We start from the raw sequence: 25806 nt of genomic DNA, 5'->3' as shown, positions 1-25806 counted from the left end.
CAATGGGACGGCTTTGTGAAGGATTGCCCAAGGAGGCGGTGCGCAGATTGCCGCCCATTGAGCGAGTTTCACATGCTTGACGCTCAGCCTACTAGAAGGTAGCGTCCGGGCCATGACTAATCACTCAAACACCTATTACGAAATTCTCAACTGTGCCCGCACGCTCATTATCGCGGGCGGGTACAACGGTTTCAGCTATGCGGATATCGCCGAGTTCGTGGGTATTCGCAAAGCCAGTATTCACCACCACTTTCCGACCAAGGTCGACCTTGTCCGCACGCTTGTCCTGCAGTACCGAGAGGAAGCAGAAGCAGGCATGGGCGAAATAGAACGCCACTGTCCAGCCCCCGAAGATCAACTTCGCGCCTATATGGGTTATTGGCAATCCTGTATAGGCGACGCAACAAAGGCCTACTGCGTGTGCGCATTACTGGCGACCCAGATTCCGGTCTTACCGCAAGAGGTCGTGATTGAAGTGCGGACTCACTTTCAAGCGCTCTCCGCCTGGCTGACTTCCGTCCTTGAGCGAGGATCACAGCAAGGCTGTTTCATCCTATCCGGCGATGCTCGCTCCGAAGCTGAGGCGTTTATGGCGACTGTTCATGGGGCGATGCTCTCGGCTCGTGCATATGGCGATCCCGAGATGTTTGGCGTGATTACGCTCCCGCTCATTGATAGGTTGTTGATCAAGCAATAGCTTTCAACTTAATCATTGCGCAGCACGCAAAGAAGCCACGTCGAGATGGACGCGGGTGGCGGTGCACCACAGACATTCTTTCCGGACCTGTTCAAAGGTCCGTTGGCAAATCGTCAGCCTCGGGAAAATGGCTTTCTGAAAATCTGCGCGCCGCAATAAGAACAGGAAGAAGCTGGCGCCCCATTTCTGCCAATTGATACTCGACTCGCAGTGGCTTTTCCCCGAAGTCCACTCGTTCAATCAAGCCATCTCGTGCCAGTTCGCGCAAATGAGCCGTCAGCATCTTCTGCGAGACGCCTGGCAGATCTCGCTTCAGTTGCAGTGTGCGAATCGATGGGTCGGCGTAGAGCCTGAACAGAATCGGCAGTTTCCATCGACTCTGAATCATTTTGATCACCCGGGCCACGTGCCAGGCCGAACCCTCAGGCCCCAGGCACACCTCGCGTTGTTCCTGACTGATAGGCACATAAAAGTGCGTACTGGTTTCATCCATCATCTCTATTTACCTTGCGAAATCGACACTACGTGAATAGGGGTTGTGTGCATGGATTTGCAATTAAGCGGTAAGAAGGCACTGATCACCGGCAGTAGCAAGGGCATTGGCGAAGCGATCGCCAGAAAACTGGCCCTTGAGGATGCAGTGGTCATTGTTCACGGGCGCGATAGAGCTCAGGCAGAACGGGTCGCCAAAGACATTATCAGGCTGGGCGGCAGTGCCTTTGCGGTGGTGGGTGATCTGACCGACGATGACCAGGTCAGGCAACTTGTCGACACCGCTGAAGCGCTTGCGGGGCCTATCGATATTCTGGTCAATAATGCCGGCGGCTCAGGGGGGACGAAAGACAGTTGGAGTCTTACACAGCCTGAGACCTGGGCGGCTGCCTTCGATCGAAATGTGCTCGCAGCCTTGCGGGTTACCACGCGCCTCCTGCCCAGGATGCAGGAAGCGCGATGGGGGCGAGTCATCAACATTTCCAGTCTGGCTGCAACGATGCCGCCACCCACGGCGCCTGACTATTCAGCGGCCAAAGCCGCTATGAACGCAATGACCGCTTCCATGGCAAAAGCGGTGGCCGCCGAGGGCATAACGGTCAACGCCGTCTCGCCCGGCACGATACACAGTGCCACCCTAGAAGCCCGGTTTCGTGAGGTCGCCGAGGAGCGTGGTCTGGCGAGTGAAGACGCGCCGTGGGCAGAAATCGAGCGCGCGGTCCTGCCGATGTTTGCACAGGTCCCGCTCGGCAGAGTCGGTCGTCTCGACGAGATCGCGGCGGCGGTCGCGTTTCTGGCAAGTCCGGTGGCCGGGTACATCACCGGCGTCAATTTACGCGTCGACGGGGGGCTTTCTCCGGTTATCTGACGCCTGCCACGACACTGCTTTGTCTATTGAGGGAGCTTGGCGATCACCTTGATCTCGAAGTCGAAGCCGGACAACCAGGTCACGCCGATAGCGGTCACCGTCGGGTAGGGCGCTTCACCCCAGTAATCGGCCGCTACTGCCCAGATCGTTTCGAATGCCGAGCCGGGGTCGACCATGAAGATGGTCGTGTCGACCACATCCTCGAAACTCCCGCCGGCCTCGGCCAGGATCGCGTTGAGGTTTTCGAAGGCCAGGCGAACCTGTGCTGCGAGGTCCGGTTCGGCCGAGCCGTCCTTGCGGCTGCCGACCTGACCGGATACGAACAGAAAACCATTGGCGCGAATGGCCGGCGAGTAGCGATGGAGCTCATACAGTGCATGCCGGTCAGGCGGGAAAACGACGTCACGTTTGCTGGTCATTGCAGACTTCCTTCGGGGCCATCGCGGCCCGCTGTTTATGATGGAGCCACTGTAGAAAGATGGCCCACCGGAATAAACAGGCAACGCTGGTCATGACTGTTTGTAGAATCCAAACTATCCAGACCCGAGCGAGGCATGAAATGGACCGGTTCGATGCAATGCAGGCCTTCGCCCGAGTGGTGGAAACCGGCAGCTTCACCAAGGCGGCAGCCACCCTGCACATGAGCAAGACCACCGTGACGCAGCTCGTTCAGCAACTGGAAGCGCGGCTGCGGGTGCGCCTGCTCAACCGCACCACACGCAAGGTCAACGTCACCGCCGATGGCGCGGCCTACTACGAGCGCGTCATCCGGCTACTGGTCGATATGGACGACGCCGAGACCAGCCTGTCCAGCGCGTCGATGACCCCGCGTGGGCGGCTGCGGGTGGATGTTCCCAGTCCGCTGGCGCGAATGCTGCTGATACCCGCCTTGCCGGGGTTCTTTGCACGCTATCCGGAAATCCAGCTGACCTTGGGCGTGAGCGATCGCATGGTCGACATCATTGGTGAAAACGTCGACTGCGTAGTGCGCGGCGGCGAGATCACTGATCAGTCCCTGATGGCGAGGCATGTCGGCGATCTGAAACTCGGCATCTATGCCGCACCCGGCTATCTGCAGCGCTTTGGTACGCCGGAGCACCCCCGTGAGCTGGAGGAAGGCAGGCACAGTACTGTTGGCTTCCTCTGGTTTCGTACCGGCAAATCCTTGCCCTACGCGATGCAGCGGGGAGAGGAACGCATCGAGGCTCAGGGCCGCCCGCAACTCACGGTCGACGACGGCAACGCGTACCTCGCCGCCGGCCTGGCGGGTCTGGGCATGCTGTGGTTACCGGAGTACATGGCCAAACCGCACCTGACCAGCGGCGAGCTGTTGCCGCTGTTCGAGGACTGGCACATGGCGCCCATGCCGATGTACCTGGCATTCCCGCCGAATCGCCACGTCAGCGCCAAGGTGCGGGTATTTATCGACTGGGTCATGGAATTGATGGCCGAGCATGCGCCGGTGGTGAGATGACTCAGATGCGAACGCTCAGGACCGGGCAAGCTTGACAGTCGAGCCTACCTACTAGTAGATTTGGATTTGTTCGGTCCCGGCAACAAAACCAAATCGGCGCTTGCGCGGGCCATGCTTGCAACCCTCTCTACACATCGAGTTGTCGGTATCGATCAGTTCAGCACGGCATCGACACTCATCGGTGCCTGACCCGTCATCGCCGCACCTGTGGCGCCGATCTTATTTTCCTGAGAGGTATTCATGACGCATCCCATGTCGTTTGTAGGCATCATCCACACGGTGATCAGCCTGGTTCCCGTCATCGCGGGGATCCACAGCTTTGCTCGCTACAGCAGGATCGATAAAACGACACGCTCCGGGAAAATTTATCTGGCGGGACTTGTGTTAGCGGTGATCACGTCTTTTGGCGTGTCCAGCACCGGGGGGTTAAACGCAGGACATGCGTTTGGCATCGTGGTTCTGCTTGCCGCTTTCGGGGGTGTGCTGGTGCAGCAATTCACCTTGTTGGGGAGGCTACGTCCGTATCTGTCTGATTTTGGCCTGTCGTTCAGTTTCTTCCTGTCGCTGGTGCCCGCGGTCAACGAAACGCTCACTCGGCTGCCAGTTTCCCAGCCTCTGGCCGCAGGTCCTACCGCAAGCGTGGTGAAGATCACCTTGCTGGTCCTTTTCTGCCTGTTCGTCGTGGGATTTACTGCGCAGTGCCGGCGTGTGTATGTGCAGAATCGGGTACTGGTTCGGACTTAAATTCGCCGAGCATTTCGGTCTTGATAGGAACAGGCAAGACTCACGGATTTTCCGGCATAGGTCTGTCGCAGTAGCGTCACTACCATGAGCCTCATTGAACCGAGAGGAATGTCTGATGAGTGCTCACAAAACCTTGTTTATCACCGGGATCAGCAGTGGCTTCGGCAAGGCCCTGGCCAGCGCGGCGCTCGCTGTCGGGCACCGGGTAATCGGTACGGTCCGCAATCAGGGTGCGGTGGAGGCCTTCGAGGCTTTATCGCCCGAGGCCCATGCAGTGATTCTCGACGTCACCGACTTTGCGCGAATCGACAGCGTCGTTGCTGAAATCCACACGCGCTACGGCCCCGTGGATGTTGTGGTGAATAACGCGGGCTACGGTCACGAAGGGATTTTCGAAGAGTCGCCACTGGAAGACATGCGCCGGCAGTTCGACGTCAACGTATTCGGTGCTGTCGCGATCACAAAGGCCTTCGTACCGTACTTGCGCGAGCGTCGCCGCGGCCACATCATCAACATCACGTCCATGGGCGGCACCATTACGTTGCCGGGCATTTCCTACTATTGCGCCAGCAAGTTCGCGCTGGAAGGACTCTCCGACACCCTGAGCAAGGAACTCAGCCCGTTCAATATCTTCGTTACGGCAGTGGCGCCAGGCTCCTTTCGCACCGATTGGGCGGGCCGCTCGATGCAGCGCACGCCTCGCAGCATTGCGGACTACGATGCCAGCTTCGACCCGATTCGCCAGGCGCGTGAAGAGAAGAGCGGCAAGCAGCTCGGAGATCCACAAAAGGCCGCGCAGGCACTGTTGCAGTTGATCCAGAGCGACAAGCCGCCGGCTCATCTACTGCTCGGTAGCGATGCGCTCGCGCTCGTTCGCGACAAGCTCACACAGTCTTTAAAAGAGATCGATCAATGGGAATCACTGACCCGATCAACAGACAGTTGAACGTCGAAAAAGGGCTGCCTATGGACCACAGTACCGCGCGTGCTCGGCGCATGATCGAGCTGATGAAACAGCTGGCACCGCTGGAGGGCTATAACCTGAGCCCGCTGGATGACATCCGTTTTTTGCGTTCCAACCGTCCACTGACCCGAACGCCGGTACTGTATGAGCCGGGTATCGTCATCCTGTGTCAAGGGCGCAAGCGCGGTTACCTGGGAGAAGATGTCTACGTTTACGACGCTCGGCATTACCTGGTGGTTTCAGTGCCGGTGCCGTTCACGATGGAGACTGACGCCAGCGAGGAAGAGCCGATGCTGGCTGTCTACATTCGACTGGATTTCAAGCTCGCCGGCGAACTGATCCTGGAGATCGACGAAACGATCGGCCCGACCCATGCCGAGCCCAGAGGCATGTACGCCTCGCCAATGGACGAAAGGCTCAGCCAGTCGACACTGCGCTTTATCGAAGCCATGAGCCATCCGGTCGACGCGCGGATACTCGGTCCGTCGCTGGTGCGAGAAATCTATTACCGCATCATCGCCGGCGAGCAGGGCGGATCAATGCGTGCAGCGCTCGGCGCACAGGGACACTTCGCAAAGGTGACGCGCGCCATTCGCAAGATCCACAGCTGCTACGAGGAGCGGCTGGACGTGGAAACCCTGGCGCAGGAGGCGGGGATGAGTGTGCCTAACTTCCATCTGCATTTTCGGACCGTCACCGACTCATCACCGATGCAATACCTGAAATCCACCCGCCTGCATCAAGCCCGCCTGTTGATGTTACGCAACAACGTGTCAGCCTCATCGGCGGCATTCAGCGTCGGCTATGAAAGCCCCTCGCAATTCAGCCGCGAATTCAAACGATTCTTTGGCCGCACGCCCCATGCGGAAATCGCCTGGATGAAGGCGACCTACGCGCTGCCTGCGCCGACGACGGCGTCCCTCTACGTTTCCTCGCACTGAGCGCCGTGGCCATTAGGTCCCGATCATTTCGCCTGCGAGATTTGCGAGGGCGCGGAGCCTGTCCATCTGTCGCATGTCGTGGTGATACCCCATCCAGATATCGCGCCCTGGTGGCTCACTGCCGACGTCTATCAATTTGAGGGCGGTCAATTGATCGCCTAATACACGGGGCAAAACCGCCACGCCCAATCCGCGACCGCACATCTGTGCTTGCACGGTACGGCTGCTGCTGGTGAACACGGTTTTCGCGCGCGGAAACATCTGCTGTAGCCACAGCACGTCAGGGTAGTGAGCTTGTGCTGTGTTCATGAGGATCAACCCGAGGCCTCCTCCATCTTGCGCGGGTGAGAAGGGCAAGTGCGCAGCAACGTAGAGTCCGTAGTTGAGTGTCGTGAGTCGACGTTGAACGATGTCCGGTTCGGTGAACGGCACAATGCGAAAGGCGATATCCGCATCACGACGCGTCAGGTCGAACAGGCGATGCCCGGCGATGACTTCCGGAACAATCAATGGGTATCGTCGAGACAGTTCGCTGAGTACGGGTGCCAGCACATAACAGGCGAACCAGTCAGCCGATGAAATCCGCAACAGCCCCTCAGGTTGACTGCTGTCGCCGGCGAGGTGCCGCTCAATTGAAAGCGCGCTTCGCTCCATTTCCTCGGCCAGCCCCAGAATTTTTTCACCGCTGTCCGTCAGTACCAGGCCTTGCCCGGTGCGGCGGAAAAAAACCTGCCCGCTGTGCTGCTCAAGAACGTGCAGTCGCCGCCCCACGGTGGGGTGACTCACGCCAAGTTGCTTCGCGGCGGCGCCCAGCGAGCCGGTGCGGACTATCGCCAGGAAGACGCGCAAGTCGTTCCAGTCCATCGTCCACCTCTAACGAAAATGTACGGCGAAGATGCAGCAATGGCAGTCCCGTGGCAACCCCGGCCCACCGCACAATTAATCCATCCACGTCATGCGGCAAGCGAGAGGGGTTTCACATGAATATCGGTGGCAGCCTTACAAAAATGCACGAGGAATGTGCATCTCTGGCAGTGCCGCTGACGCTCGTCGACTCGGACAATAGACCCTCAACCACGGCAACAACCCCTGGGGCTTGCCGTTTTATCTGCCAGGCAGCGGACATGAATGAATATGAAGTCTGCCTGCGCCAGCTAGCTGTGTTTCTCTGGAGTTGCCCAATGACATCCAAACTGGATTGCGCCCCGGCAGCCGACTCGCGCCGATGGTTTGCGTTCGCTGTTCTTCTGATCGGTGCGTTTCTTCCGCCGCTGGACTTTTTCATCGTCAATGTTGCATTGCCCTCAATCCGCAGTGGCCTGGCTATTACCCCCGCACAAGTTCAATGGGTGATCTCGGGCTATGCCGCCAGCTATGCCGTTTTTCTGATCACGGGAGGTCGCCTGGGTGATCTGCTGGGCCGCCGCCGAGTGTTCGTTGCGGGTATGGCCGGCTTCGGCGTTGCCTCCTTGATCTGTGGCCTTGCCAACTCGCCGACGATATTGATCTGCGGACGTGTGTTGCAAGGTTTGAGCGCGGCGGCAATGGCACCTCAGGGCCTGGCGTCCATTCATGCTCTGTTTCCGGAGCATGAACGTTCGCGTGCGTTAGCGGTGTATGGCGCGACGATTGGCTTCGCGGCGGTTGTCGCTCAGGCACTTGGAGGCCTGCTGATATCGATGAATGTCTGGGGCCTGCAATGGCGTGCAGTTTTCTTGATAAACCTGCCCATCGTCATCGCTGTTTTCATTGGCGGAATACGGCTGCTTCCCGATACCCGGAGCCAGACTCCGGCGCCACTGGATCGCATTGGAGTACTGCTATGTGCGCTGACGGTCGGGCTGCTGGTTGTACCGTTGGTTGAAGGCCGGGAAGCAGGGTGGCCATGGTGGCTTTGTCTGTTGCTGCTTGGATCGCCGGCAGTCGCTGCGGCCTTTTGGCGCCACGAGATCGCGCTGGAGCGTCGAGGCGGCACACCACTGGTCAGTCCGCAACTCAGTCGAGCACCCGGCCTGATCGCCGGGCTGACGGGCGTACTGTTTTTCTACGTGATATCGGCATTCTTTCTAACGTTTTCGATTTACCTACAGGACGCGCTGGGGGCAACGCCATTGACCTCGGGGATGATGTTCGTCCCGTTTGGCGTGGGCTTTCTGATTGGCCCTTTGACAACTCCCTTTGCTATCCGCTTGTTCGGCCGTTTTGTTCCCGCCATTGGAATGATGCTTGAGGTAATGGGATGTCTGATCCTGAGCGTAGCGGTCGCTATCGCGCCGGCAGGGGAGAGCCCTCAATTGGCGCTCGTGATCCTCGCAGTGGGGTTACTCGGGTTTGGCCAGGGTTGGGCGCTGCCAACACTTATTCGAACCGTGATAGATCGTGCACCACCCGGCGGATCAGGAATGATCTCCGGCGTAGTCAATTCGGCCTTGCAGATCAGCGCCGCGCTGGGGGTGGCAGTACTCGGTGGCGTTTTTTACGCACTGGCGACTCCTGCGCAAACCCCTTCCTCGCTAGCCACCGGATTCATTGCAAGTCTGCTGGGCATCGCTGCCTGCCTGGTCGTTTCAGCGCTGCTGTCTGTGTATGCCTCGATGCCTCGTTTACCAAAAGCAACTGCTCCTTTCGGCGTTTCGGTCAGCCCGAACCTTGACTGACTCCAGCGCCGAGCAGTAGCCAAATTTTCAACTCACCCTATCTGCGTTACTCAGGAGTCAAAACATGTCTGGCAAATTTATCAATCAAGTAGCGGTCGTCACCGGTGGCTCGACCGGCATCGGCTTTGCGATTGCCCAAGCACTGTTAGCCGCGGGCGCTAAACGCGTTTATATCACCGGACGCTCGGCGGCAACGCTGGACGCTGCGGTTACCGTATTGGGCGATAAAGCCGTGGCGGTGGTGTCTGACGTCGCTCGGCAGGCCGATCTCGATACGCTCAAATCCCTGGTCGAAGAACAGGACGGTCAACTCGACGCAGTCTTCGCCAATGCCGGTATATGCGAAAAAAACCCGGTGGGCGAAACGACGGAGGCCGCTTACTACAACCTGTTCGATATCAACGTTAAGGGTGTGTTTTTCACTGTTCAGACGCTGTTGCCGTTGATGAAGGAAGGCTCGTCAATCGTTCTGACCGCCTCCATTTGTTCCAGTAACGGGATGGAAGGTTTGAGTCTTTACAACGCTTCAAAAGCTGCTGTGCGTTCATTTGCACGCACGTGGGCCAATGAACTCAAAGGCCGAAAAATTCGCGCGAACGTGCTCAGCCCCGGCTTTACCAGAACACCGTTGATGGACAACGGACTGAAGATGGATGAGAGCCAGATCGAAGCACTTAAAAAACACGTAGAGCAAATCGTGCCGCTGGGCTACATGGCCCAACCGGAACACATAGCGTCGTGCGCACTGTTCCTTGCATCGGCTGACGCCTGTTACGTCAACGGCGTGGAACTGATGGTCGACGGTGGCCTTTCGCAAATCTAATTAAACGCCTGTCTGTGCAAAAGGCTTATTGATTGGGCAATTCCGTAGAGGAGAGCGGACGTCCAGCCGGGAGACCTTCGGCTGCAACAGCCTTGCGCCGGCGCAAAACACGAAAGTGCGGCGATTGCAGTGGCGCTCGAATGGGCTCGAACGGTACCCAGATGAGGGTGCTTCCAGACAGCGCCACGGCAATTGCTGCAGCATTGAGACCGCCCCAGCAAGGAACGTCCGCGATGAGATCATTCCCACAGGAGGCACTCCTGGCGTTCTTGCGCCATGCCAGTGATTGAAGCATCACTTCCACGTCCGGGCGGCGTGAGAGATTGGCGATCGATTCTGATAGTGCCTGCGTGCTTACCGGATCGGGCGGCAAGAGATGGGGTCTGGATTGACTGTTTAATCGGGACTGAAAGTCTGGCCCCGCAGGCTTTGCTCGCGGATTGTTGGGGGTGCCTGAAGCGTTCGGTAAGACAGAAGGAACTGGCGGCAGGGAAGTGGGTAGTTTGCGCAGGTCCATGGGTCTCTCTCTTGGGGGTGGTGGCAGTTCTGCCGGATACAAATCTAATAGTCTACCAACTAGTAGGTTTAATCAATGGATAGCCAACCGCACCGCCGGATTGGGTCTTATGCCGCCCAGTCGGTCCGATACTGCAACAGAAAGTCGACGAATGCTCTTACCCGCTGAGGAACGTAGCGGCCATGGGGGTAGAGAAGGGTGTAGGGCCTGGAGCGGCCATTGTAGGGTTGGAGCACCTCGACGAGGGTCCCATCGGCCAGTTCTCGCTCGACAATGAATTGGTAAGTCTGGAAGAGACCGGCACTGTGTTTGGCCAGGGTAACGCCGCCCAGCACATCATCCGAACAGCAATATCCGCCCTCCGCGAAGACCTCACGTTGTTTGCCCTCGACGTTGAACAGCCATGAGATGCGTCGACCGCTGCTGGGCAGTTCAAATTGAATGCACTCGTGAGCGACAAGGTCATCCAGCGTCGTTGGCGTGCCTGCCTTGGCCAGGTATTCAGGTGTCGCGACCACCACCAGTTTTGCGTCTTCGAGCAAGCGGGCAATCAGGTTAGAGTCCGGTTGAGCCCGGACCCGAATCGCCAGATCATAGCCCTCCGCCACAAAGTCGATATTTCGGTTACCCAAGTGGATATCAACGGTGACGTCTGGATAAAGCGCTCGAAATTTCGGCAGAAGCGGCAAGATCCGGTGGTGCCCGTACGTGGTAGGAAGACTGATGCGCAGCTGTCCTGAAGGCTTCGATTGAGCGCCCATGACTTCTTGTTGCGCTTCCACCAGTTGAGTCAGGGCTTGTCGGCACTGTTCGTAGAACACCCGTCCCGGTTCAGTCATCCGGATGCTGCGCGTGGTTCTCACGAACAGGCGTGATCCCAAGCGCTCTTCAAGACGTAAAATCGAGCGGCTTACTGCCGCAGGCGTAACACCGGCTACCTGCGCTGCTGCCGTAAAACTGCCCGTTTCCGAGGCGAGGCAGAATAGCTCGATGCTTCCAAGCTGCAGGTCATCAAAATGGCGCTTCATATTAATCACACTGAGTAATCGGCGAGGTGCGCGAAAGCATAACGTTGAGCCATGGCCCTGCAAAGGTTGGCTACGCTCGATTCATTACATCGCGTCACAAATGATGTACCCAGCCTCGCATTTATCCATTCCAGGCAACCTTCTACAGTTCATTCCACTTGCCGCCTCATCATGCCGATGGGGAGCGAACTGGAGACACTCCCATGCCTTTCATCAGTGTTCGTATTACCCGCGACGGCGTTACCAAAGAACAGAAAGCTCAGGTCATCGCCGAGATCACCAAAACCATGGAGACCGTGCTCAACAAGGATCCGCACCTGACGCATATCGTGATCGAGGAAGTGGATACCGATAACTGGGGCTACGCTGGAATAACCACCACCGAGTACCGCAAGTCGCTGGCGGAGCCCACGTAATGAAGCCCGTCAGAGTTGATTTTGTGTCGGATGTCGTGTGCCCCTGGTGTGCGCTTGGCGCCACGGCCTTGCAACAGGCCATCGCCAATCTTGCCGGCGAAGTTGTCGTCGAGCTGACGTTTAAACCCTTCGAACTCAATCCGGATATGCCGGCCGAGGGTGAACACGCAGTCAGTCACATGATGCGCAAATATGGTCGCAGCGCCGGGGAAGTTGCCTCGCGTAATGACAGCGTGATCGCCCGCGGCAAGGCCATCGGTTTTGAGTTTGACCTGGCAAAACGCAGCCATTTCTACAACACCTTCGATGCTCACAGGCTGTTGTTCTGGGCGGCGCAGGACGGTCGACAGATCGCGCTGAAGAACATCCTGCTAAAGGCGTATTTCACCGACGGCCAGAACCCCAGCGACCCTGAAACCCTGGTGCGCCTGGCCGGTGAAGCGGGACTTTGCGCCGCTCGCGCCCGGCAGATACTGGACACCGGCGAGTTCGCCACGGAAATCAGAGAGCTGGAAGGTTTTTACCTTCAACGCGGCATCAACTCGGTCCCGGCCATGGTGATGAACGGTGGTTATCTAGTGTCCGGATCGCAGTCAGTCGCGGAATACGAACAGGTCCTCAGGCAAATGGCGCGCGAGTCCGCGGCAGCCTGATGGCCCGACTGTTCCATTGAAACTACTTTCATAATCTATCGAGGAATTATCATGAGCCATTCAAAAAAAGTCGTCGTGGTTACTGGCGCATCCCAGGGTCTTGGCGCAGGGATCGTCGAAGGTTTTCGTAAACTCGGCTATCAAGTGGTTGCGACTTCGCGCTCTATCAAACCGTCATCCGATCCGGACATCCTGACCGTCGCAGGTGACATTGCCGATCCGGCGACTGCCGAGAAAATCATCCGCGAAGGCGTAGCGCGTTTCGGCCGTATTGACACTCTGGTGAACAACGCCGGGATCTTCCTGGCCAAGCCGTTCACGGCCTATACCCGCGAAGATTACGTAAACACCGTGGCCACCAACATGGGCAGCTTCTTCCACATGTCGCAGCAGGCGATTGCCCAGATGGAGAAACAAGGTGAGGGTGGACATGTGGTCAGTATCACCACAACGCTGGTCGATCACGCCATCGATGGCGTGCCATCGGTGCTGGCGTCGCTGACCAAAGGCGGCATGAACGCCGCGACCAAATCCCTGGCGATCGAGTACGCCAAGCGCGGCATCCGCGTTAACGCTGTATCGCCGGGCATCATCAAGACCCCGATGCATGGTGAGGAAAGCCACGCCGCTCTGGGCAGCCTGCATCCGGTCGGCCACATGGGCGAGGTGCAAGACATTGTCGGGGCGGTGCTGTACCTGGACAGCGCCAACTTCGTCACTGGGGAAATCCTGCACGTCGATGGAGGTCAAAGCGCCGGTCACTGATGGAAACCGCCAGTACCGGTGCCGCGATCAGGTGATCCTGTTGATGCCGCCGCCCAATCCCACTGCTCGCAGGCATTAGGTTGGCGGCATTGTTCAGCGGTGCGCTGACACCCCATTCTCCCTCTCTCTGATTCGTGGGTGTCTTTCAGTCAGCCAGTTCTTCTGGAGAAACCACCCACACGCTGCAGGGCATTTTGTACAGCAGATGTTCCACTGTACTGCCGACCAATCGACCTATGCCCCGATGGCCGACCCGGCCCATGACGATGACGTCGATGCCATAGGCATCCGCGTAACTGGAGAGAACCTTGGTCGGGTTGCCCATGATCATGTGCTGGCGCTCCGGTGGAATCCCGTTGCGCTCCGCCAGCTCGCGGAAGGCATCGCCCTGTGCATCGAACAGCGTCTTGGCAGTACCCGAGGAAAAGAATGCAGAAGCGTTTTCGAAGCCGAATTCGTCGGTGCTGATGGATGACAGGTCATGGGCATAGATCACATCGAGCGTCGCATTACAGGTGCTCGCCAGTTTTGAGGCCTCGCGCAGAATCCTGTCGTTGAAACCTTCGTATTGGCCATCGCGATGGAAAGGATCAACTGCGGCGACAATCTTGCGTGGCAGGGCGTGCTGCACGTGACTGACAAAATGCAAAGGCACAGGGCATTCGCGCAGTAGATGGATATCGAGCGGCGTGAACATCAGGCGCGACAGCAGTGACTCGTATTCGAGTGCCTTGATCAGTGCGGTCATCGGCTGTTCTTTAAGATGAATGAGGATTTCCTGCAAGGGTCTTTCCACCCAGACCACTTCGGTGGTGACGTGCACGCCGATTTTGCGTAAGGGACGGGCCTGCTCTTCCAGCCATTGGCGATGGCGCTCGACATACCCGAGTCGCATCTGCTCCAGCGCTTGTTCGTTGACCATCCCGGCTGTCGCCAGACCTTCCAGGTAATCGAATGCCACAATATGCAATGCCGCACCCGAAGCCTTGGCCAACGCTGCGGCCCGGTCGAACGCGGGGCTGTTTTCCATCAGGGGCGAGACGACCAGCATCAAACGTGATTGCTCAGACATGACAAATCTCCCGTGGGTAATCCAGCGACGCCTGTGCGCAATCGCAACGGTGCTTCTGGGTAGTGAAGCCTCAGGCTCATCTTGCCGCTGGCCGGGGAGGCGATCGGTTGATCAAGATCAACTTTATCTGTCTTCAGTAACGTTAAACCGAGCGTCGTTGCTGATAAAGATCAAGTCGCCTCTGGCGGTAACGCTCAATCTGGAGTTCTACTCACTCCATCCAGATGGCCGCGTGCCGAGGTGTCCCATGTCGCAGACTCCGCGTTTACTGTTAATAGCCCCCTCAGCCATGACCCGCACGCCGGCGTTCGACCGTGCCGCCGCGTTGGCACTCGTTATGCAATTACCGTTGCACATCGTGGCGTTCGACTATTTGCAGGCTCTCGCGGTGGCTGGCCTGTTCGCCCATGAGCAGATGAGCCTGGCACGGGACGGTTATTTACAAACCCATCGACAATGGCTCGCGGAGCAAGCCGCGTTGTTGAGTCAACACGGCGTCGAGGTCACCAGTGAGGTGGTGTGGGTACAGCATCCTTACGAGGAGATCCTGCACTTCGTCAACGAAATGCCACTGGTGCTGATCATCAAGGATGCCCAGGAAGAGTCGGCGTTGAGACGGGTGTTTTTCACGCCGCTGGACTGGCAGTTGCTGCGCGATTGTCCGGTGCCGGTGCATCTGGTGACCAATGCCCTCAATCCACGACCCCGCAACGTGCTGGCCATCGTCGATGTGCTGCGCAGCGAAGAGCAGGACCACGTGTTCAACGACCAGATTATCGACGCTGCGACCAAGCTGGCTGAACAATGTGACGCCCGGCTTGAGCTGCTGTATGTCTTTGACTGGACGACCGTGTATGCGCAGGACATGGGATTTGGTGCGCTGCCGCTGGCCGTCGGAATTTATGAAGCGTTGGGCGTGGCTCAGCACGGGGCGTTTGCGGCCCTGGCAGAGCGTCACGGCGTGCCATCGGAATGTCGGCACTTTATCGAGGGCGCACCGGTGTCCAGTATTTGTGAATTTGCCGCTGACCACCGCACCGATGTCATCGTAATGGGAACGGTGCAGCACAAGGGGTTGAACAAGCTGCTGGGGACCACGGCCGAACAACTCTTGCACCGGGCGCCTTGCAGTGTACTGGCGATCAAACCAAGCGAGATGTTGCAATCCTGAGACGTGGACAGCCCCGCAATGCACCGTTGGCCGGCACATCGCGGGGCGATTGTTTACAGGTAAAGGCGATGGATGACCTGACGGCTGTCATCGGGATCGTTGTGCGTCTCGAAACCCAGTGCCTTGGCCAGGTCGCGCATCGGCGCATTGCTGGAGGCATCCACCGAATACATCTGCCGAAAACCGTTTCTGCGGGCGGCCTTGATCAGATGCTCCATCAGTAACGTACCCAGCCCCAGGTGTTTCCATTCATCGGCGACTGTCACGGCGCATTCACATTCATGCTCGCCCGTGGCGGCGTAGCGGCTGACGCCGATCTCAATCAATTGGCCGTTTTCGTGGACCAGCGCGATGTAGGCTGTGCGCTGTTTGTTATCGGTGTCCATCAACTGGTTAAGCATGGCGGCGCCAGGTTCGTTGATCTGCGCAAGAAAACGCATGTGCCGGGACTCGGGAGACAGCCGTTTGATAAAGGCGTATTCACGCTCGCGGTCTTTTTCCGCCAGCGGCCGTATCAGCACGTGACGACCATCCTTGAGCGCTTCGATCCAGTGTTGTCCGGTGATCGCGGCGTAGGCGGCAGCGGCACGATCATTGTGGTCTTTGACGGTGAGCATGGGGTGATCCTCCATGGGTTTGAAAAGTTGGCGCGTGGTGATGGGCCCCGCGGTTCATTCCTTTCTACGCCGCCGGCACCGCCAGAATCTGATCTGGATCAGAGAGACGTAACGTGAGCCTTCATTTACGCGTGTTTGATGTAAATCAACCTGGGGGAGGGGGCAACTAGCGCATGGTGAAACCTCCGGCGTTTAACGACCGGTGTCGAGTCGAGGTGTGTGATGGGTGTATATCAACGTTTGTTGCTGATCGCCGACCAAACCCTGCATCAGTCTCCCGCTCTGCTGCGTGCCGTCGCGTTGGCCAAGGCGAGTAGGGCTGTGCTGGATGTGCGAGCCTTTGTCGAGCCCGCACCGATCGTGCATGTGTGGGAAGAGAAAATCGACGACGCAGGGTATCAGCGCTATCTGCGCCGCTATCGCCGCTGGGAGGTCGAAGAGGTCGAGCGGCTCAGCGGCCTGGGACTGGAGGTGACCGTCAAAGTCGTGTTCACGACCCATCCGCTACTGGATATATTGAACGCGGTCGAAGATCTCAAGCCTGACTTGCTGATCAAGGATGTCACCTTGGAGCCCGTGCTCAAGCGGGTGTTCATCACGCCGCTTGATTGTCACTTGCTGCGCGAATGCCCGATCCCCGTGCACTTGGTCAATCACGCCCGTTACGGTTTGCCGCATCGGGTCGTCGCCGCGGTGGACCCGTTTGATCCGTCGACACAAATCGGCGGCCTGAACGACACCATCATTCAGAACGCCAACGCACTGGCCTTGCAATGCGACGCGCCGCTGCACCTGCTTTACGCCTATGACTTGTCGCCGGCCTTCAATAGCGATGCGTCGCTGGTCGGCGGTGGCTGGAGCGTGGACTACGTTGAGGAACTGCGTGAATCCCTGCACCTGGCGTTTGTCACCCTGGCCGATCGTTACGGCGTACCGCCGGAGCGGCGGCATTTCGTCATGGGTCTGCCAGTGCCGGTGATTAGCGAATTTGTCGAGCAATACCTGGCCGATGTGGTGGTGATGGGCACGGTGCACCGAGTGGGGATTGACCGGTTGATCGGCAGTAATACCGAGCGAGCGTTGTACTCGGTGCCGGGCAGCATTCTGGCCGTCAAGTCGAACATCAGGGGGTGAGCACGATCGCTCCCTTGAACTGCCCGGCCCTGAGCACGCGAAAGCCTGATTAGCATCGCCCAGTGCAACATGGCACGCATGACAATCCTCCAGACGTGCGGATGTCAGCGTGGGGAGCGATGACAGCCCGCGACCAGCTGCTTGAGCCCTTCCATGTTCTGGATTTTGACGTCTCGGCCCGATATTTCTACCAGTCCCTGATCCCGCAGGTGCGCAATGCCCCGGCAGATGGTTTCCAGTCGCAGCCCCAGGTAGGAGCCGATTTCTTCGCGACGCATTTTCAGCACGAAGTCTCTGGATGAATAGCCGCGGATACTGAAACGTTGCGACAGGTTCAGCAGAAAAGCCGCCAGTCGCTCATCCGAGTTCATATTGCCCATGAGCATCAACATGCTGTGATCACGCACGATTTCACGGCTCAGGAGCCTGTTAAGGTTGTGCTGCAGCGACGGCAGGTTTTGGGCGAGTTTCTCCAGTTGCGCGAAGTGGATGGGGCAAACTTCGCTGTCCTCGAGGGCAAACGCGTTGCAGGCGTGCTCATCGGCGCTGATGGCGTCCAGACCGAGCATCTCGCCGGGTATGTGAAAACCCGTGACCTGTTCACGACCATCGACTGACAACATGCTGGTCTTGAATGAGCCGATACGGACTGCGTAAAGCGAACGCAACGGGTCGCCCGTGCGGTACAACGCGGCACCCTTTTTGACCTTGAAGCGTTGCACGATCAGCGTATCCAGTCGCTCGACTTCCGCGCCGCTCAAGCCAATCGGCAGGCACAACTCCAACACGCTGCAATTGGAACAGGCGGCCTTGAGGTATTGAACTTGAAGGGGACGTGTTTCAGGCATGGGGGGACGCCATCAGGGGGTGTGCTAAGCATAGATGGTGAGTCTTTGGGCGCGCAGCTCATTCGGGCGTTCACCGGGGTAATCGACGAACGGGGAAAACTCGCGTCTTACGGGCCGATGTTCAGAGAGTCCCACGCCATTCAACGTGATCACCGACGGCGAGACTTGATGTAAATCAAGTCCTGGACGTTTCAGACTCCCAGAATCCACCAATGACTATCGGCAGGTCGAGCCGTTGGCGGAGAAGTACATGAACGATTTTCTGAGTGACAAGCAACTGGAGGGACTGGATGCCTATTGGCGGGCCTCCAATTATCTGGCCGTCGGGCAGATCTACCTCAAGGACAACCCGCTGCTGGCGCAACCGCTGACCCTGGCGCACATCAAGCCGCGCTTGTTGGGGCACTGGGGCACGACACCGGGGCTGAACCTGATCTACACCCACCTCAATCGGTTGATCAATCAGTACGACCTGAACATGCTCTTCGTTGCCGGCCCCGGTCATGGTGGGCCAGCGGTTGTCGCGCAGACTTATCTGGAAGGGACGTATACCGAGTTTTATCCCTCGGTGGAACGCAACACTAACGGTCTGGTTCGCCTGTTTCGGCAGTTTTCATGGCCTTACGGAATCTCCAGCCATGTCTCGGCGCAGATTCCGGGGTCGATCCATGAAGGCGGCGAACTGGGCTATAGCCTGGCCCATGCCTATGGCGCCGCGTTTGACAATCCTGACCTGATCGTCGCCTGCGTGATCGGTGACGGTGAGGCCGAAACGGGGACGCTGGCCGCCAGTTGGCACTCCAACAAGTTCCTCAACCCGGCACGTGACGGGGCTGTGTTGCCGATCCTGCACCTCAACGGCTACAAAATCGCCAACCCCACGGTGCTGTCCAGAATCAGTGAGGAGGAACTGTCAGCCCTGATGTATGGCTATGGTTACGACCCGTATTTCGTCGAAGGTGATGACCCGGTGCAGGTGCATCAGGCGATGGCTCAAACGCTGGACACGATGGTGCTGAAAATTCGTGAAATCCAGCTTGCGGCGCGTCGGCCTGGGCCATCCGGACCACCAGAGCGACCGCTTTGGCCAATGCTGATATTGCGCACGCCCAAAGGCTGGACCGGGCCGAAATTCGTCGATGACCATCGCGTTGAAGGCACCTGGCGCGCGCATCAAGTGCCGCTGGCCGATTTCCAGCAGCCGATTCACCTGCGGCAACTGGAGGAATGGCTCGAAAGTTATCGTCCCGGTGAACTGTTTGATGCCAATGGCACCTTGCTGCCGGAGATCGCTGCACTGGCACCCACCGGGCACCGGCGCATGAGCGCCAATCCCCATGCCAACGGTGGACTGCAGTTGCGACCTCTGGATTTGCCGCGCTTTAGCGACTATGCCGTGAAGTTCGAAGTGCCTGGCAGCTTGCGCGCGGAGGCCACACGAGTCATGGGCTCGTTTCTGCGCGACGTGATGAAAAACAGTCTGGGCGCGAGCAACTTTCGTCTGTTCGGCCCGGATGAAACCGCTTCGAACCGACTGGATGCGGTCTACGAGGTCAGTGCCAAGGCATGGATGGAACCGCTGGAGCCCGATGATCTCAACCTGGCCGCCGACGGCCGGGTGATGGAAATCCTCAGCGAACAGGTATGCGAGGGTTGGCTCGAAGGCTATCTGCTGACGGGCCGCCATGGCTTGTTGTCCTGTTACGAGGCGTTCATCCATATCGTCGATTCGATGGTCAATCAGCATGCGAAATGGCTGAAAACCGCCGCCGAGGTGCCGTGGCGCAAACCCGTTGCTTCGCTCAATTTTTTGCTGACGTCCCACGTCTGGCGTCAGGACCATAACGGTTTCTCTCATCAGGACCCGGGGTTCATCGATCTGGTGGCGAATAAAAAGTCGGACGTGGCGCGAATTTACCTGCCGCCCGATGCCAATTGCCTGTTGTCGGTGGCTGACCACTGCCTGAGAAGCCGCAACTACATCAATGTCATCGTCGCCGGCAAGCAACCGGAATGGCAGTGGCTGGATATCGATGCCGCCATCAGTCATTGCCAGACCGGCATTGGCCGATGGGACTGGGCGTGCCGGGATGATCAAGACCCGGACGTGGTCATGGCCTGCGCCGGTGACGTCCCGACCCTGGAGACCCTGGCCGCCGTGACCCTGTTGCGCGAGTACGTGCCGGATCTGCGGGTGAGGGTGGTCAATGTCGTGGACTTGATGGTGCTGCAGCCGTCGTTCCAGCATCCCCACGGCTTGTCGGACAGTGCGTTCGATGAATTGTTTACTGTCGACAAGCCAGTGATCTTCGCCTTCCATGGCTACCCTGCGCTGATCCACCGACTGTTGTACAAACGCAACAATCACGAGAATTTCCACGTTCGTGGCTTCAAGGAGGAGGGCGCGACCACCACACCGTTCGACATGGCGGTGATCAACAACCTGGATCGCTATCAATTGGCGCTGGACGTCATCGAGCGCGTGCCCCGGCTGCACGATCAGTTACAAACCGCGCGGTCGCGCTATTGGTCGATCATGGAGAAACACAAGCTTTACCTCATTGAACACGGGCAAGACATGCCCGAGGTACTGAACTGGCAATGGACGCCAGTGGCGGGTCGCTGAGGTCCGACAGGGCCGCGCGACATCGAATACCCACCTGACTGGAGGCAGATCATGAGCCAGTATCAACGGTTGTTAGTGATCATCAACCCGGCCGCGCGCCATTCCCAGGCAATCAATCATGCTGCAGCGCTGGCCAAGGCGAGCAGCGCGAGTTTGCATATTGTCGCCTTGATTCCTTCGTTGAAAATGTTGTCGCTGCTCGAAGAAGGCGACCGGGAAAAGGCTCGGGAGCTTTACCTGCAAGACCATCACGACTGGCTAAAGGACCAGGCAAAAAATCTGCGGGGCAGGGGGATCGATGTGACCACCGAGGTGGCCTGGGCCGATGACATGAAGCAAGACATCCTGGATCACGTCTCGGAAATGCAGCCCGACCTGTTGATCAAGGAAGTTCAGCATGAATCAGCGCTCAAGCGTGCCTTTTTCACGCCTCTGGATTGGCATTTGCTGCGTCACTGTTCGATACCGGTTTACCTGGTGGGCGGGAGCGGCTTCGTGCCGCCGCGCAAGGTTGTGGCGGCGGTCGAAGTGTCGGACGTCGAGTCTCCCGACGACGAACTCAATGACCGGATCATCCAGCAAGCCAGCGGCCTCGCCATGCAGTGTGATGCCGAGTTGCATTTGCTGTACGCCTGCAATATTTCCGCCGCCTTTCTGGCGGACATGGGCGGTCTGACGCTGGCTGACCTCACCAAAGCGCTGCGCAGAGACCTGGAAAAATCTTTCCTCACGTTGGCCGGTCGGTATGGGGTGCCCTCTGATCGTCGACACTTCATTCCAGGACACCCCGTCACGGCGCTGAGCGAGTTCGCTAACGAGCATCAAGTGGATGTGATCGTGATGGGTAGAGTCCAATCCCATGGGCTGGACAAGCTGTTGGGCAGTACGACCGAGCATATTTTGTATCAAGTGCCTTGCAGCGTCCTGGCGGTCTGAGCCTGAAGAGACACAGGCCGTTTATGCCAGACCGACAGAAGGGTCTGGCAAAGCGTATACCTGCGCTTGTTATTTGCTCTTCCAGTATTTCTGCATTTCGAGAAATAGAAACGAGGCCGTCCAGGAAATGAGTACCAGACCGGTCAACGCCTGCAGGCCGGTCAGGTACTTGAGTTTACCGACGGGTGAAATATCGCCGAAACCGATCGTCGTATAGGTAGTGAAGGAAAAATAGACACAGTCCAGCATCGAACCATCGAAGTTGCCCGTCAGGCCGCCCCATTCGCCGGAACGCACCATTAGGTAATAGACCAGTGCGAAGCACCAGACTTCGAGCGCATGAGCTACCAGCGCGCCGAATACCCCGACGACAATCCTGAAACGACTCCAAAGCTTGAGCCGCGGAAGCCAATCGTTCAGGCGCAACAGGCATTCGTAGTGGATCACCACGACGAGGATGACCACCAGCGTATTGATCAACGTGCCTGCCAGCATGGCGAACCTCCGGCGGTGCAGTAGCGTAGCGCCAGTAATCCGCCATTGACGGGACACAGCGCCCGGTTCTTTTTTTACGCCTGAGTGGCGCCAAGACATTGAGCTAAATCAACATGGCTTCAGTGAGTTCCTCACTAATCGCCAGCGGGCCATTAGTTGACAAAAATCAGAGTGTGCAGGCGATGACGTCAGATACTTGGGTCAACGATCTGTAGCTTTTCCGGTTGAGATAAACCAAAGGGAAAAGTCATGAATAAGCCGACATGAAGGCGGAACAGGCGCAGGCAACGGCCAGGAGTCCCGGACAGGAAGCCGGTTTGCAGTCAGGCAGGTAACGCGTTCCAGGGACGAGGTCTATGATGCTGAAACTTAAACGTATTCTATTGATTGCCCCCAGCGAAATGACCCGCACGCCGGCGTTTGACCGAGCGCACGCACTGGCCTGTTCCACCGGAGCCGTGTTGCACATCGTCGCGTTCGACTATGTGCAAGCGCTGGCGGTGGCCGGGCTGTTTGATCACGATGCGATGGCGCAGGCACGGGAGGGCTACTTGCAGGTGCATCGACACTGGCTGGAGCAGCAAGCCCGGTTTCAGCGATGCACCGGGTTGCAGGTAACCACCGAGGTGGTCTGGGCCAAATCCACCGCGGCGCATATGCTTGAGTACGTCAATGACTTCCATGCGGATCTGGTGATCAAGGACACCCAGCATGTACCGGCACTCGATCGCGCGTTCCATCGGCCCCTGGACTGGCTGTTGCTGCGCGACTGTCCGGCCCCCTTGCATCTGGTTACTGAAGCTAAGAATCCCAAACCGTTGAAAATTCTTGCGACCATCGATCTGTCCCATCTTGAGGAGCTGACCCAAGGGCTCAATGACCGGATTCTCGACCTGGCCTCAACGTTGGCGGTCTCCTGTGGCGCTGCCTTGCACGTGTTGAATGTCAATAATTGGTCGGTGATGGACGACGCTACGAGGAGTGTGCCGACACTGAGTCTGGATGACAGTTTGAGAGACGCCGTCAACGATGCCCAGAAGGAGGCCTTTGAGGTGCTTGTTGAACGCTATGGCATCGACAACAAATGCCAACATCTACGGACCGGCATTCCCCACAAGGTGATCGGACTTTTCGCCCAACAGAATGCATTCGACATGGTGGTGCTGGGCACGGTCTATCACCACGGGATCGACAGGTTAATCGGCAGTACTGCCGAGAGCGTACTCAACAGGGCCCCGTGCAGCTTGACGATCGTCAATTCACTGCCTTGGTTTGACTGAAACGATGACCCGGTCGCGCCCGCTGTTGATAAAAATCAACTGCTCTTGCGCCAAAAGGAGCGATCAATAGCGCTCCCATGAATGTTCAAGGAGACGGTCATGCGTATGACATTTCTCGGTGCAGCAGGCACGGTCACCGGCAGCAAATACCTGCTGGAACATCGCGACCAACACGTACTGATCGATTGCGGTCTGTTCCAGGGCTATAAACAACTGCGGTTGCATAACTGGGACCCGTTCCAGCTCCCGGTTGGCAACCTCAGCGCCATCGTCCTTACCCATGCCCACTTGGATCACAGCGGCTACCTGCCCGTATTGGTGCGTAGCGGCTATCGCGGTCCGGTTTATGCCACACCCGCCACCTGTGAGCTGGTGAGGATCCTTCTATTGGACAGCGGTCGCTTACAGGAAGAGGCCGCCGAGTTCGCCAATCGGCATGGTTTCTCCCGGCACAAACCGGCGTTGCCTCTTTATACCGAGCAAGATGCCGAGCGGGCACTGAAACTGTTACGACCAGTGGAGTTGCATCACAGGGTCCAAATTGTCGCGGGCATGACCATCCAGCTTCGTTGCGCGGGGCATATATTGGGCGCGGCTACGGTGGAGGTGATCGCCGATGGCATCACGCTTGTCTGTTCAGGGGATCTGGGGCGGCCAGATGATCCATTGATGTTCGCTCCAGAAACCGTCGAGCAGGCAGATTACCTGCTGGTGGAATCGACCTATGGTGATCGCAAACATCCGGTCGAGTCACCGGAGGCGCAATTGGCCGAAGTCATCACCCGCACCACGCTGCGTCATGGCATCACCTTGGTTCCGTCGTTCGCAGTAGGGCGCGCCCAACTATTGATGTACCACCTATATCGGCTGAAACAACGACACGCGATTCCCGATGTGCCTATCTATCTCAACAGCCCGATGGCCACCGACGTCACGAGTTTGTACCAGCGTTTTCGCAGCGAGCACCGTTTGTCCCCCGAAGAATGCGAAGGCATGTGTCACGTCGCACAGTTCGTGCGCACCACTGCGGATTCGATCAAGCTGGATCAGCAGCGCACCCCGGCGGTAATTATCGCTGCCAGCGGCATGGCCACGGGGGGGCGTGTGATCCACCACCTCAAAGCGCTGGCCCCTAACCCGATCAACACGCTGCTCGTTCCGGGTTTTCAAGCCGGCGGCACCCGGGGCGCACAGATTGTCGCGGGCGCTCCTTCGGTGCGCATTCACGGCAAGGATGTGCCGATCAGGGCTGAGGTGGTACCGATGGAAACCCTGTCCGCGCACGCCGACGCCGATGAAATCATGCAATGGCTGCGCGGATTCAAGCGGTCGCCGAAACACACCTACGTAGTGCACGGGGAGCCCAATGCTTCGGATGTACTGCGTCGACGTATCAGCCTGGAATTGGGGTGGTCGGTTTCGGTGCCGGAGTATCGCGACAGCGTCGAACTAACTCAAATTGATCAGCCTTGAAGGTCATTACGCTGACGAGAGCAGCCTCATCAGCGGGTGCCCTTCAGTACCCAAAAGCAATGTCAACGGAAGCGGATACCTTCCTCGGTTGTACTGATTTGAGTGCCTGCTGCGCCGTTGACGATATCTTCAATGTCGGCCAGTGACCCGATGGCTGCCACTTTGCCGGTGTTGCGAGCGAACTGGCAGGCTGCCTGCACCTTTGGCCCCATGGAGCCGGCCGCGAAGGCGAGTTTTTCCAGTTCATCAGGATGAGCATGGGCGATAGTTTTCTGGGTGGGTTTGCCGAAGTCGATGAAAGCGGCGTTGACGTCGGTGGCGATCACCAACAGATCACTGTTCAGCTGTTCGGCCAGCAGCGCCGAGCACAGGTCCTTGTCGATCACCGCTTCCACACCCTGGAGTTTGCCATCGGTGCCGTACACCGTCGGAATGCCGCCACCGCCGGCACAAATCACGATGCTGCCTTTTTCCAGCAACCATTTTATCGGGCGGATTTCGAAGATACGTTTCGGTATCGGACTGGCGACCACACGGCGGTATTTGTCGCCGTCCGGGGCAATGGCCCAGCCTTTATCGGCGGCGAGTTTTTCCGCTTCGGCCTTGGTGTAGACCGGGCCGATGGGTTTGCTCGGGTGCTGGAACGCCGGGTCGTTGGCGTCGACTTCGACCTGAGTCAGCAGCGTGGCAAACGGCACTTCGAAGTCCAGCAGGTTGCCCAGTTCCTGCTCGATGATGTAGCCGATCATGCCGTCTGTTTCGGCGCCAAGCACGTCCAACGGGTAAGGGGACACCGAGGTGTAGGCCGCCGCTTGCAGTGACAGCAGGCCCACTTGTGGACCATTGCCGTGGGCGATGATCAGTTGGTTGCCAGGGTGGATCTTTGCGATCTGCTCAGCGGCGATCCGGATGTTGGCGCGCTGGTTGTCCGCGGTCATGGGTTCACCCCGGCGGAGCAGGGCGTTACCACCCAAAGCAACGACGATACGCATGGTGCATGTCCTTCTGGAAGAGAAAGCGGGCCTGTGGGAGCTGGCTTGCCAGCGATGGCATCACCGCGGTGTCTCTGAAACACCGAGGTGTGGCCATCGCTGGCAAGCCAGCTCCCACAAGGA

27 protein-coding genes are annotated in these 25806 nt (G+C 58.1%); 17 read left to right on the top strand and 10 right to left on the bottom strand.

All coding sequences use genetic code 11. From position 1 onward, the window contains the following. Nucleotides 1–112 precede the first annotated feature (112 nt). Nucleotides 113–697 carry a TetR/AcrR family transcriptional regulator gene (locus H7698_RS25515; RefSeq protein WP_194693175.1) on the top strand — a complete coding sequence of 195 codons (585 nt, stop codon included), beginning with the start codon at nucleotides 113–115 and terminating at the stop codon, nucleotides 695–697. Between the two features lie 91 nt (nucleotides 698–788). Here H7698_RS25515 and H7698_RS25510 read toward each other — a convergent pair whose 3' ends face one another. Next, on the bottom strand, nucleotides 789–1193 hold the full coding sequence (locus H7698_RS25510; protein ID WP_208525866.1) for a winged helix-turn-helix transcriptional regulator: 405 nt from the start codon (nucleotides 1191–1193) through the stop codon (nucleotides 789–791). Between the two features lie 48 nt (nucleotides 1194–1241). On the opposite strand from H7698_RS25510, the gene H7698_RS25505 reads away from it, so the two are divergent. Continuing rightward, nucleotides 1242–2057: an SDR family NAD(P)-dependent oxidoreductase gene (locus H7698_RS25505; RefSeq protein ID WP_194693174.1), complete on the top strand. Its 816-nt coding sequence runs from the start codon at nucleotides 1242–1244 to the stop codon at nucleotides 2055–2057. A 23-nt stretch (nucleotides 2058–2080) separates the two neighbouring features. Here H7698_RS25505 and H7698_RS25500 read toward each other — a convergent pair whose 3' ends face one another. After that, nucleotides 2081–2476: a RidA family protein gene (locus H7698_RS25500; protein WP_194693173.1), complete on the bottom strand. Its 396-nt coding sequence runs from the start codon at nucleotides 2474–2476 to the stop codon at nucleotides 2081–2083. 140 nt (nucleotides 2477–2616) lie between these two features. Between H7698_RS25500 and H7698_RS25495 the strand changes: the two genes are divergently transcribed. The 4 genes from H7698_RS25495 (at nucleotide 2617) to H7698_RS25480 (ending at nucleotide 6180) form a co-directional block, all read left to right on the top strand. Beyond that, nucleotides 2617–3531, top strand: a complete 915-nt coding sequence (locus H7698_RS25495; RefSeq protein WP_194693172.1) for a LysR family transcriptional regulator — start codon at nucleotides 2617–2619, stop codon at nucleotides 3529–3531. Nucleotides 3532–3771: 240 nt separating this feature from the next. After that, nucleotides 3772–4275, top strand: coding sequence for a hypothetical protein (locus H7698_RS25490; RefSeq protein ID WP_194693171.1), 504 nt, complete (start codon nucleotides 3772–3774; stop codon nucleotides 4273–4275). A 115-nt stretch (nucleotides 4276–4390) separates the two neighbouring features. Further along, nucleotides 4391–5221, top strand: coding sequence for an oxidoreductase (locus tag H7698_RS25485; protein WP_194693170.1), 831 nt, complete (start codon nucleotides 4391–4393; stop codon nucleotides 5219–5221). Nucleotides 5222–5241: 20 nt separating this feature from the next. Next, nucleotides 5242–6180 carry an AraC family transcriptional regulator gene (locus H7698_RS25480; protein WP_194693385.1) on the top strand — a complete coding sequence of 313 codons (939 nt, stop codon included), beginning with the start codon at nucleotides 5242–5244 and terminating at the stop codon, nucleotides 6178–6180. A 12-nt stretch (nucleotides 6181–6192) separates the two neighbouring features. On the opposite strand, the gene H7698_RS25475 is transcribed toward H7698_RS25480, so the two are convergent. Then, a complete protein-coding gene (locus H7698_RS25475; protein WP_194693169.1) occupies nucleotides 6193–7044 on the bottom strand; it encodes a LysR family transcriptional regulator in 852 nt (283 codons plus the stop codon). A 116-nt stretch (nucleotides 7045–7160) separates the two neighbouring features. Between H7698_RS25475 and H7698_RS25470 the strand changes: the two genes are divergently transcribed. Together H7698_RS25470 and H7698_RS25465 are read left to right on the top strand one after the other, a co-directional pair. Beyond that, nucleotides 7161–8837 (top strand): MFS transporter, encoded by a 1677-nt coding sequence (locus tag H7698_RS25470; RefSeq protein WP_235992954.1) that lies wholly within the window; start codon nucleotides 7161–7163, stop codon nucleotides 8835–8837. 64 nt (nucleotides 8838–8901) lie between these two features. Continuing rightward, the gene (locus H7698_RS25465; RefSeq protein ID WP_194693168.1) at nucleotides 8902–9660 is read left to right on the top strand and encodes an SDR family NAD(P)-dependent oxidoreductase; all 759 of its coding nucleotides are present in this window, start codon (nucleotides 8902–8904) and stop codon (nucleotides 9658–9660) included. Between the two features lie 25 nt (nucleotides 9661–9685). Here the strand turns inward: H7698_RS25465 and H7698_RS25460 are convergent, their stop codons facing one another. Both H7698_RS25460 and H7698_RS25455 read right to left on the bottom strand, forming a co-directional pair. Beyond that, complete coding sequence (locus tag H7698_RS25460; RefSeq protein WP_194693167.1) at nucleotides 9686–10177, bottom strand: hypothetical protein; 492 nt, start codon at nucleotides 10175–10177, stop codon at nucleotides 9686–9688. 107 nt (nucleotides 10178–10284) lie between these two features. Continuing rightward, complete coding sequence (locus H7698_RS25455) at nucleotides 10285–11205, bottom strand: LysR family transcriptional regulator (protein WP_194693166.1); 921 nt, start codon at nucleotides 11203–11205, stop codon at nucleotides 10285–10287. 203 nt (nucleotides 11206–11408) lie between these two features. On the opposite strand from H7698_RS25455, the gene H7698_RS25450 reads away from it, so the two are divergent. The 3 genes from H7698_RS25450 to H7698_RS25440 are packed head-to-tail and all read left to right on the top strand — an operon-like array spanning nucleotide 11409 to nucleotide 13039. Continuing rightward, nucleotides 11409–11621: a tautomerase family protein gene (locus tag H7698_RS25450; RefSeq protein ID WP_194693165.1), complete on the top strand. Its 213-nt coding sequence runs from the start codon at nucleotides 11409–11411 to the stop codon at nucleotides 11619–11621. After that, entirely contained in the window at nucleotides 11621–12274 is a 654-nt protein-coding gene (locus H7698_RS25445) for a DsbA family oxidoreductase (protein WP_194693164.1), read from the top strand. The genes H7698_RS25450 and H7698_RS25445 overlap by 1 nt, the downstream gene beginning before the upstream one ends. A 51-nt stretch (nucleotides 12275–12325) precedes the next feature. Next, nucleotides 12326–13039 (top strand): SDR family NAD(P)-dependent oxidoreductase, encoded by a 714-nt coding sequence (locus tag H7698_RS25440; protein WP_162438039.1) that lies wholly within the window; start codon nucleotides 12326–12328, stop codon nucleotides 13037–13039. 145 nt (nucleotides 13040–13184) lie between these two features. Here H7698_RS25440 and H7698_RS25435 read toward each other — a convergent pair whose 3' ends face one another. Beyond that, entirely contained in the window at nucleotides 13185–14111 is a 927-nt protein-coding gene (locus H7698_RS25435; RefSeq protein ID WP_194693163.1) for a universal stress protein, read from the bottom strand. 247 nt (nucleotides 14112–14358) lie between these two features. Between H7698_RS25435 and H7698_RS25430 the strand changes: the two genes are divergently transcribed. After that, on the top strand, nucleotides 14359–15282 hold the full coding sequence (locus H7698_RS25430) for a universal stress protein (protein ID WP_194693162.1): 924 nt from the start codon (nucleotides 14359–14361) through the stop codon (nucleotides 15280–15282). Nucleotides 15283–15335: 53 nt separating this feature from the next. Here H7698_RS25430 and H7698_RS25425 read toward each other — a convergent pair whose 3' ends face one another. After that, the gene (locus H7698_RS25425) at nucleotides 15336–15899 is read right to left on the bottom strand and encodes a GNAT family N-acetyltransferase (protein ID WP_194693161.1); all 564 of its coding nucleotides are present in this window, start codon (nucleotides 15897–15899) and stop codon (nucleotides 15336–15338) included. A 222-nt stretch (nucleotides 15900–16121) separates the two neighbouring features. On the opposite strand from H7698_RS25425, the gene H7698_RS25420 reads away from it, so the two are divergent. Then, nucleotides 16122–17033: a universal stress protein gene (locus H7698_RS25420; RefSeq protein WP_194693160.1), complete on the top strand. Its 912-nt coding sequence runs from the start codon at nucleotides 16122–16124 to the stop codon at nucleotides 17031–17033. A 104-nt stretch (nucleotides 17034–17137) separates the two neighbouring features. Here H7698_RS25420 and fnr read toward each other — a convergent pair whose 3' ends face one another. Then, nucleotides 17138–17881 (bottom strand): fumarate/nitrate reduction transcriptional regulator Fnr, encoded by a 744-nt coding sequence (fnr, locus tag H7698_RS25415; RefSeq protein WP_194693159.1) that lies wholly within the window; start codon nucleotides 17879–17881, stop codon nucleotides 17138–17140. A gap of 250 nt (nucleotides 17882–18131) precedes the next feature. Here fnr and H7698_RS25410 point away from each other — a divergent pair, with 250 nt between their 5' ends. Then, a complete protein-coding gene (locus H7698_RS25410) occupies nucleotides 18132–20507 on the top strand; it encodes a phosphoketolase family protein (RefSeq protein ID WP_194693158.1) in 2376 nt (791 codons plus the stop codon). Nucleotides 20508–20558: 51 nt separating this feature from the next. After that, on the top strand, nucleotides 20559–21443 hold the full coding sequence (locus H7698_RS25405; RefSeq protein WP_194693157.1) for a universal stress protein: 885 nt from the start codon (nucleotides 20559–20561) through the stop codon (nucleotides 21441–21443). Between the two features lie 69 nt (nucleotides 21444–21512). Here H7698_RS25405 and H7698_RS25400 read toward each other — a convergent pair whose 3' ends face one another. Then, entirely contained in the window at nucleotides 21513–21938 is a 426-nt protein-coding gene (locus H7698_RS25400) for a potassium channel family protein (RefSeq protein WP_194693156.1), read from the bottom strand. A gap of 359 nt (nucleotides 21939–22297) precedes the next feature. Between H7698_RS25400 and H7698_RS25395 the strand changes: the two genes are divergently transcribed. Continuing rightward, on the top strand, nucleotides 22298–23218 hold the full coding sequence (locus H7698_RS25395; RefSeq protein ID WP_194693383.1) for a universal stress protein: 921 nt from the start codon (nucleotides 22298–22300) through the stop codon (nucleotides 23216–23218). Between the two features lie 99 nt (nucleotides 23219–23317). Continuing rightward, nucleotides 23318–24691, top strand: a complete 1374-nt coding sequence (locus H7698_RS25390; protein ID WP_235992952.1) for an MBL fold metallo-hydrolase RNA specificity domain-containing protein — start codon at nucleotides 23318–23320, stop codon at nucleotides 24689–24691. A gap of 62 nt (nucleotides 24692–24753) precedes the next feature. Here the strand turns inward: H7698_RS25390 and arcC are convergent, their stop codons facing one another. After that, nucleotides 24754–25683 (bottom strand): carbamate kinase, encoded by a 930-nt coding sequence (gene arcC, locus H7698_RS25385; RefSeq protein WP_194693154.1) that lies wholly within the window; start codon nucleotides 25681–25683, stop codon nucleotides 24754–24756. Between the last annotated feature and the right edge of the window lie 123 nt (nucleotides 25684–25806).

It is taken from the genome of Pseudomonas sp. p50(2008) (assembly GCF_015351605.1).
Taxonomy (GTDB): Bacteria; Pseudomonadota; Gammaproteobacteria; order Pseudomonadales; family Pseudomonadaceae; genus Aquipseudomonas.
Note: the sequence above shows the minus strand (reverse complement) of the source record. Positions and strands in the feature narration are given on the sequence as shown.

Excerpts from the sequence above, each read along its gene's own strand:
- H7698_RS25395 (WP_194693383.1), top strand. The coding sequence starts at position 22,298 with ATGCTGAAACTTAAACGTATTCTATTGATTGCCCCCAGCGAAATGACC.
- H7698_RS25470 (WP_235992954.1), top strand. The coding sequence starts at position 7,161 with ATGAATATCGGTGGCAGCCTTACAAAAATGCACGAGGAATGTGCATCT.
- H7698_RS25465 (WP_194693168.1), top strand. The coding sequence starts at position 8,902 with ATGTCTGGCAAATTTATCAATCAAGTAGCGGTCGTCACCGGTGGCTCG.
- H7698_RS25435 (WP_194693163.1), bottom strand. The coding sequence starts at position 14,111 with ATGTCTGAGCAATCACGTTTGATGCTGGTCGTCTCGCCCCTGATGGAA.
- H7698_RS25390 (WP_235992952.1), top strand. The coding sequence starts at position 23,318 with ATGCGTATGACATTTCTCGGTGCAGCAGGCACGGTCACCGGCAGCAAA.
- H7698_RS25500 (WP_194693173.1), bottom strand. The coding sequence starts at position 2,476 with ATGACCAGCAAACGTGACGTCGTTTTCCCGCCTGACCGGCATGCACTG.
- H7698_RS25455 (WP_194693166.1), bottom strand. The coding sequence starts at position 11,205 with ATGAAGCGCCATTTTGATGACCTGCAGCTTGGAAGCATCGAGCTATTC.
- H7698_RS25510 (WP_208525866.1), bottom strand. The coding sequence starts at position 1,193 with ATGATGGATGAAACCAGTACGCACTTTTATGTGCCTATCAGTCAGGAA.
- H7698_RS25425 (WP_194693161.1), bottom strand. The coding sequence starts at position 15,899 with ATGCTCACCGTCAAAGACCACAATGATCGTGCCGCTGCCGCCTACGCC.
- arcC (WP_194693154.1), bottom strand. The coding sequence starts at position 25,683 with ATGCGTATCGTCGTTGCTTTGGGTGGTAACGCCCTGCTCCGCCGGGGT.
- fnr (WP_194693159.1), bottom strand. The coding sequence starts at position 17,881 with ATGCCTGAAACACGTCCCCTTCAAGTTCAATACCTCAAGGCCGCCTGT.
- H7698_RS25420 (WP_194693160.1), top strand. The coding sequence starts at position 16,122 with ATGGGTGTATATCAACGTTTGTTGCTGATCGCCGACCAAACCCTGCAT.
- H7698_RS25440 (WP_162438039.1), top strand. The coding sequence starts at position 12,326 with ATGAGCCATTCAAAAAAAGTCGTCGTGGTTACTGGCGCATCCCAGGGT.
- H7698_RS25495 (WP_194693172.1), top strand. The coding sequence starts at position 2,617 with ATGGACCGGTTCGATGCAATGCAGGCCTTCGCCCGAGTGGTGGAAACC.
- H7698_RS25430 (WP_194693162.1), top strand. The coding sequence starts at position 14,359 with ATGTCGCAGACTCCGCGTTTACTGTTAATAGCCCCCTCAGCCATGACC.
- H7698_RS25475 (WP_194693169.1), bottom strand. The coding sequence starts at position 7,044 with ATGGACTGGAACGACTTGCGCGTCTTCCTGGCGATAGTCCGCACCGGC.
- H7698_RS25450 (WP_194693165.1), top strand. The coding sequence starts at position 11,409 with ATGCCTTTCATCAGTGTTCGTATTACCCGCGACGGCGTTACCAAAGAA.
- H7698_RS25405 (WP_194693157.1), top strand. The coding sequence starts at position 20,559 with ATGAGCCAGTATCAACGGTTGTTAGTGATCATCAACCCGGCCGCGCGC.
- H7698_RS25490 (WP_194693171.1), top strand. The coding sequence starts at position 3,772 with ATGACGCATCCCATGTCGTTTGTAGGCATCATCCACACGGTGATCAGC.
- H7698_RS25460 (WP_194693167.1), bottom strand. The coding sequence starts at position 10,177 with ATGGACCTGCGCAAACTACCCACTTCCCTGCCGCCAGTTCCTTCTGTC.
- H7698_RS25480 (WP_194693385.1), top strand. The coding sequence starts at position 5,242 with ATGGACCACAGTACCGCGCGTGCTCGGCGCATGATCGAGCTGATGAAA.
- H7698_RS25485 (WP_194693170.1), top strand. The coding sequence starts at position 4,391 with ATGAGTGCTCACAAAACCTTGTTTATCACCGGGATCAGCAGTGGCTTC.
- H7698_RS25410 (WP_194693158.1), top strand. The coding sequence starts at position 18,132 with ATGAACGATTTTCTGAGTGACAAGCAACTGGAGGGACTGGATGCCTAT.
- H7698_RS25515 (WP_194693175.1), top strand. The coding sequence starts at position 113 with ATGACTAATCACTCAAACACCTATTACGAAATTCTCAACTGTGCCCGC.
- H7698_RS25400 (WP_194693156.1), bottom strand. The coding sequence starts at position 21,938 with ATGCTGGCAGGCACGTTGATCAATACGCTGGTGGTCATCCTCGTCGTG.
- H7698_RS25505 (WP_194693174.1), top strand. The coding sequence starts at position 1,242 with ATGGATTTGCAATTAAGCGGTAAGAAGGCACTGATCACCGGCAGTAGC.
- H7698_RS25445 (WP_194693164.1), top strand. The coding sequence starts at position 11,621 with ATGAAGCCCGTCAGAGTTGATTTTGTGTCGGATGTCGTGTGCCCCTGG.